Consider the following 14,130-nt stretch of genomic DNA (forward strand, 5'->3'; position numbering starts at 1 on the left):
CTCGGTACCGCACAACCTGGACAAGGGCTGTGCGGTGCCGACAGGCGCTGTGCGGTCCGGGTCAGGCGGCGAAACAGCCGGTGTCGGTGTCGCACAACCCACGTCAAGGCTGTGCGGTGCCGACAGGCGCTGTGCGAACAGTCCGCGGCCGATGGCGGTACTCGCACAGCCGGTGTCGGTGTCGCGCAACCCGGGGCGGGGCTGTCTGGTGCCGGGACGTGCTGTGTGGTGCAGGTCAGTGGCCGATGTCGCGGCGCATGAGGTCTTCGATGGTTTCGCGGCGGACGAGTTCGCGGCTGTTGCCGTCGCGGACGGCGACGATCGGGGGGCGGCCTACGCCGTTGTAGGAGGAGGCCAGGGAGTGGTGGTAGGCGCCGGTGCAGGGCATGGCCAGGACTTCGCCGGGGCGCAGGTCTGCGGGGAGGCGGACGTCGGTGGCGAGGATGTCGCCGGCTTCGCAGTAGCGGCCGGCGATGCTGGCCGTCATATGCGGGCCGGTGGGGTGGCGGTTGGCGACTACGGCCTCGTAGTGCGCGCCGTACAGGGCCACGCGCGGGTTGTCGCTCATGCCGCCGTCCACGGTGACGAAGGTGCGGCCGCCCTCGACATGTTTGATGGACAGCACTCGGTAGAGCGTCACGCCGGCGCGCGCGACAATGGCGCGGCCGGGCTCCAGCGCGATGTGCGGGCGCGGGAAGCCGTAGCGCGCGCAGGCCGCGTCGAGGGAGTCCTCGATGATGTCGGCGAGCTCGGCCAGGTTCATCTCGGCATCACCGGGGCGATAGGCGACGGCATGCCCGCCACCGAGGTCGAGATCGGTGAGGGTGACGCCGTAATCATCGCGGATGCGGGCCATTTCGCCGATCATCCGGCGCACGGCCTCACCGTAGGGGAAGGTGTCGTAGATCTGTGAGCCGATATGGCAGTGCAGGCCGGCGAAGTCCAGATTAGGTTGCCGCACAATGCGTTCCACGGCCTCGGACAGGGCTTGGCTGCCGATGGCGAAGCCGAACTTCTGGTCGGTGACACCGGTGCGCACCGCGGGATGGCCGTGCACGTCGATATCGGGGCAGATGCGCAGCAGCACCCGCTGCGGCTTGGTGGCCAGCGCGGACAGCAGCGTGATCTCGGTGAGCGAATCGATGACGACCCGGCCGATACCGCAATTGATCGCGGTCTCCAGTTCGGCGAACGGTTTACCGTTGCCGTGCAGCACGATTCGGCTCGGATCGGTCCACGAGGACAGTGCCACAGCCAGTTCCCCGGCCGAGCACACATCGATGGAGAGTCCCTCGTCGGTGACCCATTCCGCGACCGCCCGGGTCAGCAGGGCCTTGCCGGCGTAGATGATCTCGGCTTCCGGAAAGCGCCGCCGGTAGGCCTGGCAGCGGTCGCGCACCTCGCCCTCGTCGAGGACATAGGTAGGAGTGCCGTATTGATCCGCGATATCGGCCAGCGCTACCCCGCCGACGGTAATGCGCCCGTCATTGTCGTAGTGGGTCTCACGCGGCCAGACCGCCGGATCGAGGCGGGGGAGCATGCCTCCCGACCGCAGCGACGGGAAGATCTCGAGCAGCGTCACGGTGTCTCCTGTGTGCGTCCCCGCTATTCCGTATGCGGGGCCGATTTCAGGACTACGCCGATTCGGGTAGCCGGAGACTTCCGGCTACACGGCCTTTACAGCCAGGCGGCTGATCTTGACGGGATTCCGTCAGTTACCCATCTTCTTGTACGCCGCTCCGACGACCACCGAGGTGAGCGAGCGCGGGCCGAACTGCCCGGCCAGGCTCATACCCTTGCTGATCAGGCCCGGGACCACGCGCATCTTATTGCGGGCCAGGGCGTCGATGGTGATCTTGGCGGTGTGCGGGGCGGTGACCCAGATGAACTCCGGAATCTTGGTGCCGACCTCTTCCTGATCCGGATTGTCGGTGCGCACCGGGCCGGGGGCCAGCAGCGTGACGTGCACGCCGTACTCCTTGAGCTCACCGCGCAGCGATTCGGAGAAGCTGTTGGTGAAGGCCTTGCTGGCCGCGTAGGTGGCATTGTTCGGGATCGGCATATTGCCGGCCGCCGAACCGGTGATGAGGATGCCGCCGGCGCGGCGCTCGATCATGCCCGGCATTACGGCCAGCGAAAGGTCGTGCACCGCGACGGCATTCAGTTCCATGATGTCGCGCTCGAATGCCAGGTCCAGCTTGGCCAGCGGCCCGAAGGTGGCGACACCCGCGTTATTGCACAGAATCGCGATATTCCGCGAGCCCAGCTCCTGCGCCAGCGGCGCCCGCTGTTCACGATTGGACAGGTCCACCGCGCGCACCTCGGCGGTGATGCCGTAGCGCTCGGTCAGCCGCTGCGCCAGCTCGGCCAGCAGTTCGCCGCGGCGGGCAACCAGAATCAGCGAATACCCTCGTGAGGCGAGCTCCTCAGCCAGGGCGGTTCCGATCCCCGAGGAAGCTCCGGTCACGACGGCACGATTATCAGCGGTAGGCGCAGGCAAGCTCACGACTAGGCAGCCTACCCATGATTCCCGGCGAGAACCCGGGCGCGGCTCAGTTGCGGGGCTTGGGCTCCATGAAGGCGATGCCCCAGTTGACATGGCCGCGCCAGACACTCGCGATGCGACCGCCCTGCACCGCCGGTTTGGGGTCGCCGATGGGTCCGCCCGCCGCGCGGATGGCGGCAACGGCGGCGTCCAGATCCGGAGTCAGGAAGGCGACGCCGAGCAGCGCGGGCGGCCCGCCGTAGCTCACCGCCTCGATGAAGGGTTCGCCGACGCGGTAGAAGGCCATCTCGGGTCCGTCCGGGCCGCGCGGGAAGAAGCGGCGGCGCGGCGGAATGCCCAGCACGGCAGTGAGATCGGTGGCGGCTCGGTCCAGGTCCGGGACCCAGTACACAACGTGGTCGACAATCGTGACCCCATTGGCGTGCGGGCTCGGCTGGTCGGCTCGAGTAGCTGCCCGATTATTGCCCGCCGCATGCATGCCGCCGGGGTTGCCCGGCGCGCGCCCGGTATCGGACGTCAGGTACGGCACGCCGAGTTGTGCTGGGTCGGCGTGAGTTTCGTCGAAGCCCCAGCCGGGTTCACCCAGGGTGCAGGTGACGTGGCCGATCCGGATCTCACCGTGGGTGCTGGTGAAACCCAGAGCCGCCCAGGCCTGCTCGTTTCCGGGCAGGCCCAGGCGGGTGAGGGTGGGCATCAGAGAGCTGCCGCCAGACGGGTGCCCTGGTTGATGGCGCGCTTGGCATCGAGTTCGGAGGCGAGATCGGCGCCGCCGATGAGGTGGGTCTGGACGCCCGCGGCCTGCAGCGGCGCTTCCAGATCGCGGACGGATTCCTGTCCGGCGCAGAGGATTACGTTGTCGCACTCGATGACGGTGGGGCGCTGCCGCTTCTCGCCGAAGCTGATGTGCAGGCCGCGATCGTCGATGCGCTCGTAATTCACGCCGCCGATCTGCTCGACGCCCTTGGCCTTGACGGCGGCACGGTGTACCCAGCCACTGGTCTTGCCGAGGTCCTTGCCGAAGGAAGAGCCCTTGCGCTGCAGCAGCACTACCTCGCGGGCGGCGGGGGAGGGCTTGGGTGCGGTGAGGAAGCCGCGCATATTCGGATCGTCGGAGATACCCCACTCTTCCTTCCACTCGTCGAGCTTCAGGCTGGGATGTCCTTCCACGGTGAGGAATTCGCTCACGTCGAAGCCGATGCCGCCCGCGCCGATGACCGCGACCTTCTTACCGACCGGCTTGCCTTCGCGCACCAGTTCAGCGTAGGTCAGCACCTTCGGATGGTCTACGCCGGGGATGTTCGGGATGCGCGGCTTCACGCCGGTGGCGAGGATGACCTCGTCGTAGCCGCCGTCGATGAGCTGCTGCGCGGTGGCCTTGGTATCGAGCAGGACATTGACGCCGGTGATTTCGAGCTGCCGCGTGTAGTAGCGGATGGTCTCGCTGAATTCTTCCTTACCGGGGATGCGGCGCGCGATATCGAACTGGCCGCCTATCTTGGTGTCGGCCTCGTACAGGTCGACCCGGTGCCCGCGCTGCGCCAGGCTGACGGCGGCCGAGAGCCCGGCCGGGCCCGCGCCGACGACGGCGAACTTGCGGGTGCGGCGGGTGGGCAGCAGCTGCAATTCGGTCTCGTGTCCCGCACGCGGATTCAGCAGGCAGGACACGGTTTTCATCTGGAAGGCGTGATCCAGGCAGGCCTGGTTGCAGGCGATGCAGGTATTGATCTCGTCGGTGCGCGCCTGCTGTGCCTTGCGCGCCCACTCCGGATCGGCCAGCAGCGGCCGGGCCAGGGAAACCAGGTGCGAGTCGCCGCGGGTCAGGATCTCCTCGGCGGTCTCCGGCATATTGATGCGGTTGGAGGCGCAGACCGGAATGGCGACAATATCTTTGACCTTGGCGGTCCACTCCACGAATGCCGCGCGCGGCACGGAGGTGACGATGGTTGGCACCCGCGCCTCGTGCCAGCCGATATCGGTATTGATAATGCTGGCCCCGGCGGCCTCCACATCCTGTGCGACAGCGGCGATCTCGTCCCAGGTCTGACCGTTCTCGACGAAGTCGGCCATGGAGAGCCGGAAGATGATGATGAAGTCCGGGCCGACGGCCTTGCGCACCCGGCGCACGATCTCACTCGCGATGCGGCGGCGGTTCTCCGACGAGCCGCCCCACTTGTCCTTGCGCTTATTGGTGCGCGGCGCCAGGAACTGGTTGATGAAATACCCTTCACCGCCCATGATTTCGACGCCGTCGTACCCGGCGAACTTGGCCAGCGAGGCGCAGCGCGCGTAGTCGTCGATGGTCTGCTCGACGCCCTTGCCCGAGAGCGCGCGCGGGCGCAGCGGATTGATCGGCGCCTTGATGGAGGAGGCCGAAACACTGCCGGGCATATAGGAGTAACGGCCCGCGTGCAGGATCTGCAGCGCGATCTTGCCGCCCTCGGCGTGCACCGCCTTGGTGATGACGCGATGGCGGTACGCCTCGGTCTTATTGGTCATCTTCGCGCCGAACGGCAGGAGCCAGCCGGTGCGGTTGGGCGCGTAGCCGCCGGTGATGATGAGACCGACTCCGCCACGGGCGCGTTCGGCGAAGTAGGCGGCGAGCCGGTTGGTGTGCCAGGCCCGGTCCTCGAGGCCGGTGTGCATGGAACCCATGACCACGCGATTGCGCAGTGTGGTGAATCCCAGGTCCAGGGGTTCGAACAGATGCGGGTAAGCGCTCATCGCCGAGTGCCTTTCGGGTCGGACGTCTGCGACCGGGCTGGGTCGCGGAGGCCATCAGGATTGTCTTTGTGCAGGCCGGCAAGTACTTCGTCGCACCAGTCGACAAAACCCTCTTCGACGCGGATGCCACCGCGCAGTACGAGGTACTGGTGCAGGGTGCGGCCGGAGAGCTGATCCGGCGCGGGGTAGTCCTTCTTCTCGAAGTTCCGGTACAGGTCGAGGCGGTGGGCGTGTTCGTCCCGGTGCCGCTGGAATTCGGTGGCCAGCGCGGGGACGTCGCCGAGCGAGGCGGCGCGCAGCTTCACACCGAGTTCATTGCGCATGGGCCCGGCATCGCTGGGTTCGGCGATCCAGCGGGTGAGTTCACCGCGGCCCGCGTCGCTGACGGTGTAGACCCGCTTATCGGGGCGGCCCTCCTGTGTGACGGCTTCGGCGGTCACCCAGCCCTGCTCTTCCATGCGCTTGAGCACGCGATAGATCTGCTGGTGGGTGGCGTTCCAGAAGAAGCCGATGGATTTGTCGAAGCGGCGGGCCAGGTCGTAGCCCGAGCTCGCGCGTTCGGTCAGCGATACCAATAGCGCGTGTTCGAGGGCCATGCGGCCAGGGTAACTGAGACTCGACGTACTATGCAATTCAGTGCATAGGGAAATCCGAGAAGAGGGGCGCCCCGGCCGGAGCGCCCCTCAGACATCGAGAGTCCTGGTGGTTTCCGCTGCTGGGTTACCGCGCCGCACGAGCGGCGAAACCGGCCGCGACCAGCACGGTAACGCCTTCCGCGATGGCGGTGACGCCGACGGCGTGCGAGGCCGACAGGGTGGTCGTTCCGGCCAGGCTCAGGAATACCGAGCCGAAGCTCGCGATGCCGATCACGACGCCCAATTGCACATTGGTGACGAGGATGCCGCTGGCATCGGCGGCCAGCGCGACCGGAATCTTGGCGGTGGTGCGGCTCATGAGCGGACTGAACGAGAGCCCGAATCCGACGCCCATGAAACCGAAGACGGTCAGCTCCACCGGACCCATATCCGCGCCGTCGCGCAGCAGCAGACCCATGATCACCATGGTGAGCGCGGCCAGCACCAGCCCGGCCGGAATCATGATCGCGTGATAGCGCGCCGGAATGCGCTGCCAGTACATGCTGGCGATGGCGAAGGCCACGCCCATGGGGATGAACAGCAGGCCGGCATGCAGTGCGCTGTAGTGCAGAGTGCTCTGCAGGTGAATGGCCATGACGAACAGCCAGCCGCCGAACGTGCACATGACCAGCAGCAGGGTGATCGCGGTGAGCATCAGTCCCGGCGCCCGCAGTACCCGGTCGGCGAAGAGCGGTTCGCCGCCGTGTCGGTGCACCCAGCGCTCGACCAGGGCGAATCCCGCGAATCCCACCGCGGCGCCGCCGAATGCGAGCCAGGTCCACAGCGGCCAGTGCTGTTCGTGTCCGAGCACCAGCGGCAGTACCAGCAGCAGCACCGCCGGTGTCAGCACCGCCAAACCCGCCAGATCCAGCTTGCGTTCCAGCCGCGCCGTTGCGGCGGGCAGGGTCCGCGGTGCGATGGCCAGCAGCGCCAGCCCGATCGGCACGTTCACCAGAAACACGCCACGCCAGCTGGTTCCGGCCAGATCGGCGCTGACGATGAGCCCGCCGACGATCTGCCCGATCACCATGGCTCCGGAGATGATGGCCCCGTACGCCGAAAGTGCCCGGGCCCGAGTGGTTCCCGTGAAAGTTCGCTGTATCAGCGTCATAACCTGCGGCACCATGGCCGCCGAGCCGATGCCCTGTAGGAATCGGAATACAATGAGTGCGTTGGTATTCCACGCCAGCCCGCAGATCAGCGACGCGACGGTGAAGATCCCGAGCCCGGCCAGGAACATATTCCGCTGCCCGAACCGATCACCCAGCCGGGCGCCGGTCACCAGCAGCACCGCATAGGCGATCACATAGCCGGACACGATGAGCTGCAGCCCGGAACCCGTGGCGTGCAATGAGGTTCGAATCGCAGGGATGGCGACATTGACGATGGAGGCATCCAGCACCGCCATGAACTGTCCCAGCAGGATCACAGCGAGTACGGCGAAAGGTCGACTAGTAGCGGAAGCGGATGCCGGAGCCGCCACCGCCGGTGGAGATTGGGTCAGGCTCTGTGTCATGTGAAGAAGCCTGCGCCGCTACGCGGATCGCAAACAGGAGCCTGCTTATGCTGGTACCCACACCACCTGGATACCGGTGCCCGATGCGCCCACTATAGATATGTGAACCGAGTAGGCATCAGTGCAGCGTCCGCCGCCGGAGAAAGTATTCCCACCGACCTAGCGGAATCGGCGCACGCCCCGAAGCGCCCCGCTGCGCAAGAGGATCGGCCGCGGTCGGATGCGCGGTCGGTGCGGAAGACGCGGCGGGAGGAGCTGGCGGCGTTTTTGAAGTCGCGGCGGGCGCGGATCGGGCCGGAGGAGGTGGGGTTGCCGGTGGGGACGCGGCGGCGGACGCCTGGGCTGCGGCGGGAGGAGGTTGCGCAGCTCGCGGGGGTGGGGGTTACTTGGTATACGTGGCTGGAGCAGGGGCGCGATATCAATGCGAGTGTCCAAGTGTTGGATGCTATTTCGCGCACGCTGTGCTTGGACGGTGCGGAGCGGGCGCACCTGTACCGGCTGGCGGATGTGCAGACCATTCCGTCGCCGCATGTGGATGGACCGGTGCCGGACGAGTTGCAGGTGATTCTGGACCATGTGGATCCGCTGCCGGCCGTACTGCTGTCCGCGCGCTATGACGTGATCGCCCACAATGCGGCGTACGCGGCACTGTGCCCGCTCTTCACCACGAACAGCAAGAACGTCGTTCGTATGGTGTTCCTCGCTCCCGAGTGCTGCAATCCCTACCCCGGCGATATGGAGCACAAGGCGCGCATGGTGGGTTTCCTGCGCGGCGCCTATGCCAAGAACCTGAACGATCCGCTGTGGACGGAGTTCATCGACGAATTGGTCGCTGCCAGTCCACTGTTCGCGGAGATGTGGGCGCGCAATGACGTGGCGGTCCCGCGCGGCCGCAGCAAGGTGATCCGCAATATCGTGACCGGCGATGTGGACATGGTGGTGACGAGCCTGTCGCTGCCGACCATCGCGGGTGCCTGGCTGCAGATCCTGACACCTTCGGACGAGTCCGGCTGGACGCAGCTGCGCACGCTGGTGGCCATGACTCCGGAGCAGCGCCGCGAGCCCTGGCTGGCGCATTTCGCGGAGGCCCATCCGGGCGTTTCGATTTCGTAGATCGTGTTCGACCCGCTGAGTGCGGGGAGGTCGCTTAGGCTGCGCTGATGGCTGAGGTTTCCGGGCAGGAGACGATCGGATCGGCGGCCGCGCGCGGGCCGGTAGTGGCCTGGGGGCTGTGGGATTGGGCCGGGTCCGCCTTCAATGCCGTGATCCTCACCTTCGTTTTCTCGGTGTATCTCACCGACAAGGTGGGAAAGGATCTGCCGGGCGGCATTTCGTCGAGTGCGTGGCTGGGCTGGGCGCTGGGCCTGGCCGGACTGGTGGTGGCCGTGACCGCTCCGGTGAGCGGTCAGTGGTTCGATGCGACCGCCAAACGCAAACTGTCCCTTGGAGTGCTGACCGCGATCACGGTCGTGCTCATGGCCGCGATGTTCTTCGTGCACGAGAACTATCACTACTTGTGGTTGGGCCTGGTGCTGCTGGGCATCGGGTCGGCGATCTTCGAACTGGCGCATGTGCCCTACAACTCCATGCTGCGGCAGGTGTCCACCCCCGCGAACGTCGGCCGCATCTCCGGATTCGGCTGGGCCATGGGATATTTCGGCGGCATTGTGCTGTTGCTGATCGTTTACTTCGGCTTCATTTCCGGTAAGGGCGACTATCGCGGACTGCTCGGCGTCCCCATCGACGACGGACTGAACATCCGCCTGGTGGCACTGGTGGCCGCAGTCTGGTTCGCGGCGTTCGCCGTTCCGCTGTTCCTCTTCGTGCCCGAATTACCGCGCACCACAGCCGATCCCGGTGCGGCGACGCGCAAGATCACCGATGCCTACCGGGTGCTGTGGCGCGATGTCCGCGAGCTCTGGCACGTCGACCGCCGCGCCGTCGGATTCCTGTTCGCCAGCGCCATCTTCCGGGATGGTCTAGCAGGTGTGTTCACCTTCGGTGCGGTACTGGCGGTCCGGGTCTACGGCATCGCCGACTCGGACGTACTGCTGTTCGGCGTCGCCGCCAATGTTGTTGCGGCACTGGGAGCTATCACTGCCGGCCGCTTCGACGACCGAATCGGCCCGAAGCCGGTGATCGTGGTATCGCTGGCGGCCATGATCGTCTGCGGCCTGATCCTGCTGGTCGTTTCCGGACCGCTCATGTTCTGGATCTTCGGCCTGCTGCTCACCGTTTTTGTGGGCCCGGCGCAATCGTCCGCCCGCACCTTCCTGGTCCGGCTCGCTCCGCCCGGTCGGGAGGGCCAGATGTTCGGCCTCTATGCCACCACGGGCCGAGCTGTATCTTTCCTGGCCCCGATACTTTTCGGGTTCTTCGTCTGGTCGTTCGGCACCGAGCGCGCGGGCATTGTCGGCATCGTGCTGGTACTGGCGCTCGGACTTGCCGCGCTGGTACCGGTGCGTGCGGACGATCTGGGTGGGCGCTGATCCTCAGCGCGACGCCACGGCGTCGGGGTCCCAGGACGCCATGCCGAGCGAGATGAGGCGGACGTGCAGGACAACGCGGTCGACAATGCGGGGGCGGTCGCGGGGTTCGGCCACCACATAGTCCGCGATGCGGTCGGCGACCGTGGCGACAATGAGGTCGGCGGCGAATTCGAGATCGTCGGGGGACCAGTGGTCGAGGGTACGGATTCGGGACAGGTCCACGACGAGTTCCCGCACGATGAGTTGCATTTCCACGGCAATCGCGCCACGTAGTGGTGCGGATCCACCATGGCGTTCCCGAATGAGGAAGCCCCACAGATCGCGTTTGCCGTCGACCTGTTCGAAAACGAACCGGACGCTGTCGGCCAGACGGGCGTCGGGGGTCCGGCGCACTTCGCGCAGGGCCAGCCGCAATTGCCGCACGCCCTCCTCGACCAGTGAGGTGCCGAGCTCGTCGAGCGAGGTGAAATGCCGGTAGAAGGCGGTCGGCACAATGCCGGCCGAGCGTGCGATCTCACGCAGGCTCAGGGCGGCGAAGCCCCGGTCGGCGGCCAGTGCGAGGGTGCCGTCCAGTAGTGCCGCGCGGGTGCGTTCCTTGCGCTCACCTCTGGTTGCTGCCTGCTCGCTCACGTCGATGAGCATACATTCGTTCACATTCGTTCCATTCGCGAGATGTCGTGTGGGTCACACGAACTGCCGGTTGAACTGGATGGCCTCTACCCGGCACACTAGTTGAGTGTACAGATGTGCACCGAAATCAGTGCCCATCGGAGAGCACGGTGCTCATCGCAAGCGACAGTCGCCCACAGCCCGGGCGGCAATACAGGAGGCCCGCATGGTTGGACTCATCGACCTCGTGGAAAGGCTGACCACTCCGCACCCGCTGGACCGGTACCTGGAACTGGTCCGGCCCACGCTCACCCTGCGCCAGCTGCGCGCCGAGGTCACCCACGTGCGCCGCAGCGCGGTGGGCTCGGTGACGCTGACGCTGCGGCCGACCCGGCAGTGGACCGGGCATCTGGCCGGGCAGTACGTGCAGATCGGCGTCGTCATCGACGGTGTGCGCCATACCCGCTGCTATTCACCGGTGAATACGCAGACCCGCCGCGATCGGCACATCGAACTCACCATCAAGGCGCACCCGCACGGCCTGGTGTCGAACTACCTGCACGAGAACGCGATTCCCGGCATGGTGGTGGATCTGGCCCCGGCCGCGGGCGTTTTCCATCTGCCCGAGCAGCGGCCCGATCGGATCGTGCTGATCACCGGTGGCAGCGGTATCACCCCGGCGCTGTCCATGCTGCGCACCCTCGCCACGGAGGGATACCAGGGCAAGGTGCTCTTCCTGCACTACAACCGTTCACCGGAATGGGTGCCGCATCGCACCGAGTTGCAGGCTCTGGCGCTGCAGCACACCAACTTCCGTGTGGAGATGCTCTACCCGGAGCTGGGGCAGGATCCGAACTTCAGCTATGACGAGCTGGAGCGACTCGCCCCGTGGTTCGCCGCGGCGCAGACCTACCTGTGCGGCCCGCCCGGACTCATGAAGGCGGTACGGACTGTCTTCGAGGCCGAGCAGCTCAGCGACCGGCTGCACCTGGAGGAGTTCACCCTCGCCGTCGCGCCGGCCGATCCGGCCACCGCGGAGGGTGCGGTGACCTTCTCAGGTAGTGGCATCACCGCTGACAACACCGGCGCGAGCCTGCTCGAGCAGGCCGAATCCGCCGGTCTCACACCGGAATACGGCTGCCGGATGGGAATCTGCTTCACCTGCACCGCGGTCAAGCGCAGCGGCTGCACCCGCAATCTGCGCACCGGTGAGGTCGACGCCGACCTCGATCAGCCCATTCAACTCTGCATCAACGCCCCCGTCGGGGACGTCGACATCGCTATCTGAAGGAGGGATCGTCATGGCGATTCTCACCGAAACACCTGAGGGCCCCGTGGTTCTCAGTGCCGAGCAGGTCGAGGAGATCGGCCGCGAGCTCGACGCACTGCGCACCCGCATCGTCGAGGATCTGGGCGAGCGCGACCGCGAATACATCTACTCGATCATCAAGGCGCAGCGTGGTTTCGAGGTTGCGGGCCGCGGCCTGATGTACCTCGGTTTCCTGCCGCCGTTCTGGCTGGCTGGCGTGGCCTCGCTGACCGTGTCGAAGATTCTCGACAATATGGAGATCGGCCACAATGTCATGCACGGCCAGTACGACTGGATGCGTGAGCCCGGCCTGAACTCCCGCGAGTTCGAGTGGGACACGGTGTGCCCGGCGGACCAGTGGCGGCACTCGCACAACTACATGCACCACACCTTCACGAATATCCATGGCAAGGACCGCGATATCGGCTACGGCATCCTGCGCGTGGACGAGGACCAGGCCTGGAATCCGCTGCGGCTGGGCAATCCGGTCTACGCGTTCTTCCTGATGCTGGCGTTCGAGTGGGGCGTGATGGGCCACGACCTCGAGATCGAGAACATCGTCCGGGGCAAGCGCTCGTGGTCGGATATCAAGTCGCTGCTCAAGGGGCAGGTCCGCAAGGCCGGCAAGCAGGTGCTCAAGGACTTCGTAATCTTCCCGGCGCTGACCGGTCCGCTGTTCCTGTCCACGCTGGCGGGGAACTTCACCGCCAATATCACACGCAATCTGTGGACCTTCTCCATTATCTTCTGTGGTCACTTCCCCTCGGGCGTACAGACGTTCACCGAGGAAGAGACTGCCGAGGAGACGCAGGGCGAGTGGTACGTGCGCCAGATGCTGGGCTCGGCCAATATCGAGGGCAGCCGGCTGTTCCACATCATGTCCGGCAATCTCTCGCACCAGATCGAGCACCACCTGTTCCCGGACCTGCCCGCCAATCGCTATCCGGAGATCGCGCCCGAGGTGAAGGCGCTGGCCGAGAAGCACGGTCTGCCCTACAACACGGGCAGCTTCGGTCAGCAGATCGGCTCGGTCTGGGCGAAGCTGTTCAAGCTCGCGCTGCCTCCGGCCCTCGTGAAATCGCAGCCGACCGGTGTTATCGTGATTCGCCGGGGGCAGGCTAGCGAAGTGGGCGTGTGAATGATCGGGAAATTCGAAAGCAATAAGGATCTGATCCAGGAATTGACGGCGACCGGGGCACGGCACGTCGGCAATATCGCAACGATCATCACCGGAACCGTCGCCGAAGTGACCCGGGAGATCGGCGAATGGGTCACCGACGCCATCGAGATGCGGGAAGCAGCAGCCGCCGCCCAGCGCGATGCCGCCGCCCAGCGTGCCGCTGTCGCCGACTACGACCCGGACTTCGACGAAGATCCGGAACCCGTTGTCGCACACGATGATTCCCTGAAGCCGACGGTTTCCACCGTCGACTCGGAGTTCATCGACGCCGAGGTCGTAGACCCCCGCTGATCAACTATCGGGGCTGATCAACCCCTCGAGCCGTCGGGGGGTTCGGGGGGCGGAGGCCCCGAGAGGGCCGTCGGGGGGTTCGGGGGCGCAGCCCCTGAGAGTTGGTCTACTCACCAGACGGGTAACCGCCTTCGGTGTTGTGCCACGTCAGCGATGAGATCCTTATAGCCGTCAGCGAGTTCGGCGAGGCGATACCACTGCAGGTGCGCCTCGCTGTCCGCGCGTCGCGGGCTATCGCTGATGCGCAGGCCGATGTGTCGCCGGCGTCCGTCGGTGCTCTTCGCGCGCGGTACACCCGGCGCCGGAGCACCCAGAGCCTGTTGCGCCGCAACCCATTTCGCGGCCATGCGGTCGATCACCGCGCCGAGGGTCTCGGTGTGCAGCGAGGCTCCGGCCCGATGCGGAATATTGATCGCCACCCAGTCGTCGATGCGGGCCACCAGTTCCGTCCGTCGTTCGTCGATTTCCTCCGCCAATCGGCTGCACTCGGCCACGCGTCGTGGGGTGGCTCCGGCGGCGTGTGCCGCCTCGTGCGCATGGTGCCGTCGCTCATGGCATTGCACCAGGTCATGGGCCGCTTCGAGGACCTCGCGGTCGCGGCGAATGGGATCGGCGGGGTCGGTGAGCAGATCGGTGACGGGTTCCCGGAAGGCGCGCAGCAACATTGTCGGCGATGGTAGCTCGGCTCCGAACCCGGTTCCGGTGTAGTCGGTTGCCATATTTCCCACCCTTAAGCCATTGCAGTACTGGATGCGCCAGGGCCGAGGGGGTTTCGGGGAGGGGCTCCCCTCGGCTCCGGCGCAGACCCACACTCCGGGACGCACAGCCCACCACGAACGGCACGGTGAAGAAACCGGGAAATTCGCGACGATGC

Annotated in this window: 13 protein-coding genes; 5 read left to right on the plus strand and 8 right to left on the minus strand. The window is 66.2% G+C overall.

From position 1 onward, the window contains the following. Positions 1 to 235: 235 nt before the first annotated feature. From lysA to JWN03_RS07600, 6 genes are all read right to left on the minus strand, one after another. Positions 236 to 1,582, minus strand: a complete 1,347-nt coding sequence (gene lysA, locus JWN03_RS07575; RefSeq protein ID WP_297611730.1) for a diaminopimelate decarboxylase — start codon at positions 1,580 to 1,582, stop codon at positions 236 to 238. A gap of 129 nt (positions 1,583 to 1,711) precedes the next feature. After that, on the minus strand, positions 1,712 to 2,506 hold the full coding sequence (gene cmrA, locus JWN03_RS07580; RefSeq protein ID WP_297611733.1) for a mycolate reductase: 795 nt from the start codon (positions 2,504 to 2,506) through the stop codon (positions 1,712 to 1,714). Between the two features lie 46 nt (positions 2,507 to 2,552). After that, on the minus strand, positions 2,553 to 3,200 hold the full coding sequence (locus JWN03_RS07585; protein WP_297611736.1) for a VOC family protein: 648 nt from the start codon (positions 3,198 to 3,200) through the stop codon (positions 2,553 to 2,555). Further along, on the minus strand, positions 3,200 to 5,227 hold the full coding sequence (locus JWN03_RS07590) for an NADPH-dependent 2,4-dienoyl-CoA reductase (protein WP_297611739.1): 2,028 nt from the start codon (positions 5,225 to 5,227) through the stop codon (positions 3,200 to 3,202). The genes JWN03_RS07585 and JWN03_RS07590 overlap by 1 nt, the downstream gene beginning before the upstream one ends. Further along, the gene (locus JWN03_RS07595) at positions 5,224 to 5,823 is read right to left on the minus strand and encodes a PadR family transcriptional regulator (RefSeq protein ID WP_297611742.1); all 600 of its coding nucleotides are present in this window, start codon (positions 5,821 to 5,823) and stop codon (positions 5,224 to 5,226) included. Before JWN03_RS07595 ends, JWN03_RS07590 begins: the two co-directional genes overlap by 4 nt. A 124-nt stretch (positions 5,824 to 5,947) precedes the next feature. Further along, complete coding sequence (locus tag JWN03_RS07600; protein WP_297611745.1) at positions 5,948 to 7,291, minus strand: MFS transporter; 1,344 nt, start codon at positions 7,289 to 7,291, stop codon at positions 5,948 to 5,950. 318 nt (positions 7,292 to 7,609) lie between these two features. Between JWN03_RS07600 and JWN03_RS07605 the strand changes: the two genes are divergently transcribed. Together JWN03_RS07605 and JWN03_RS07610 are read left to right on the plus strand one after the other, a co-directional pair. Beyond that, positions 7,610 to 8,491 carry a helix-turn-helix transcriptional regulator gene (locus tag JWN03_RS07605; protein ID WP_297611748.1) on the plus strand — a complete coding sequence of 294 codons (882 nt, stop codon included), beginning with the start codon at positions 7,610 to 7,612 and terminating at the stop codon, positions 8,489 to 8,491. Positions 8,492 to 8,538: 47 nt separating this feature from the next. Beyond that, entirely contained in the window at positions 8,539 to 9,867 is a 1,329-nt protein-coding gene (locus JWN03_RS07610) for an MFS transporter (protein ID WP_297611751.1), read from the plus strand. Positions 9,868 to 9,870: 3 nt separating this feature from the next. Here the strand turns inward: JWN03_RS07610 and JWN03_RS07615 are convergent, their stop codons facing one another. Then, positions 9,871 to 10,509, minus strand: coding sequence for a TetR family transcriptional regulator (locus tag JWN03_RS07615; RefSeq protein ID WP_297611773.1), 639 nt, complete (start codon positions 10,507 to 10,509; stop codon positions 9,871 to 9,873). Between the two features lie 193 nt (positions 10,510 to 10,702). Here JWN03_RS07615 and JWN03_RS07620 point away from each other — a divergent pair, with 193 nt between their 5' ends. Genes JWN03_RS07620 through JWN03_RS07630 form a run of 3 tightly spaced genes read left to right on the plus strand, consistent with a single transcriptional unit; the run spans position 10,703 to position 13,256 of the window. Next, entirely contained in the window at positions 10,703 to 11,764 is a 1,062-nt protein-coding gene (locus JWN03_RS07620) for a ferredoxin reductase (RefSeq protein ID WP_297611754.1), read from the plus strand. 13 nt (positions 11,765 to 11,777) lie between these two features. Beyond that, entirely contained in the window at positions 11,778 to 12,923 is a 1,146-nt protein-coding gene (locus JWN03_RS07625; protein WP_297611757.1) for a fatty acid desaturase family protein, read from the plus strand. Then, positions 12,924 to 13,256 carry a hypothetical protein gene (locus JWN03_RS07630; RefSeq protein WP_297611760.1) on the plus strand — a complete coding sequence of 111 codons (333 nt, stop codon included), beginning with the start codon at positions 12,924 to 12,926 and terminating at the stop codon, positions 13,254 to 13,256. 110 nt (positions 13,257 to 13,366) lie between these two features. Here the strand turns inward: JWN03_RS07630 and JWN03_RS07635 are convergent, their stop codons facing one another. Further along, on the minus strand, positions 13,367 to 13,975 hold the full coding sequence (locus JWN03_RS07635) for a DUF4254 domain-containing protein (protein ID WP_297611763.1): 609 nt from the start codon (positions 13,973 to 13,975) through the stop codon (positions 13,367 to 13,369). Between the last annotated feature and the right edge of the window lie 155 nt (positions 13,976 to 14,130).

Origin of the sequence: Nocardia sp. (assembly GCF_025465275.1) — a bacterium.
Taxonomy (GTDB): domain Bacteria; phylum Actinomycetota; class Actinomycetes; order Mycobacteriales; family Mycobacteriaceae; genus Nocardia.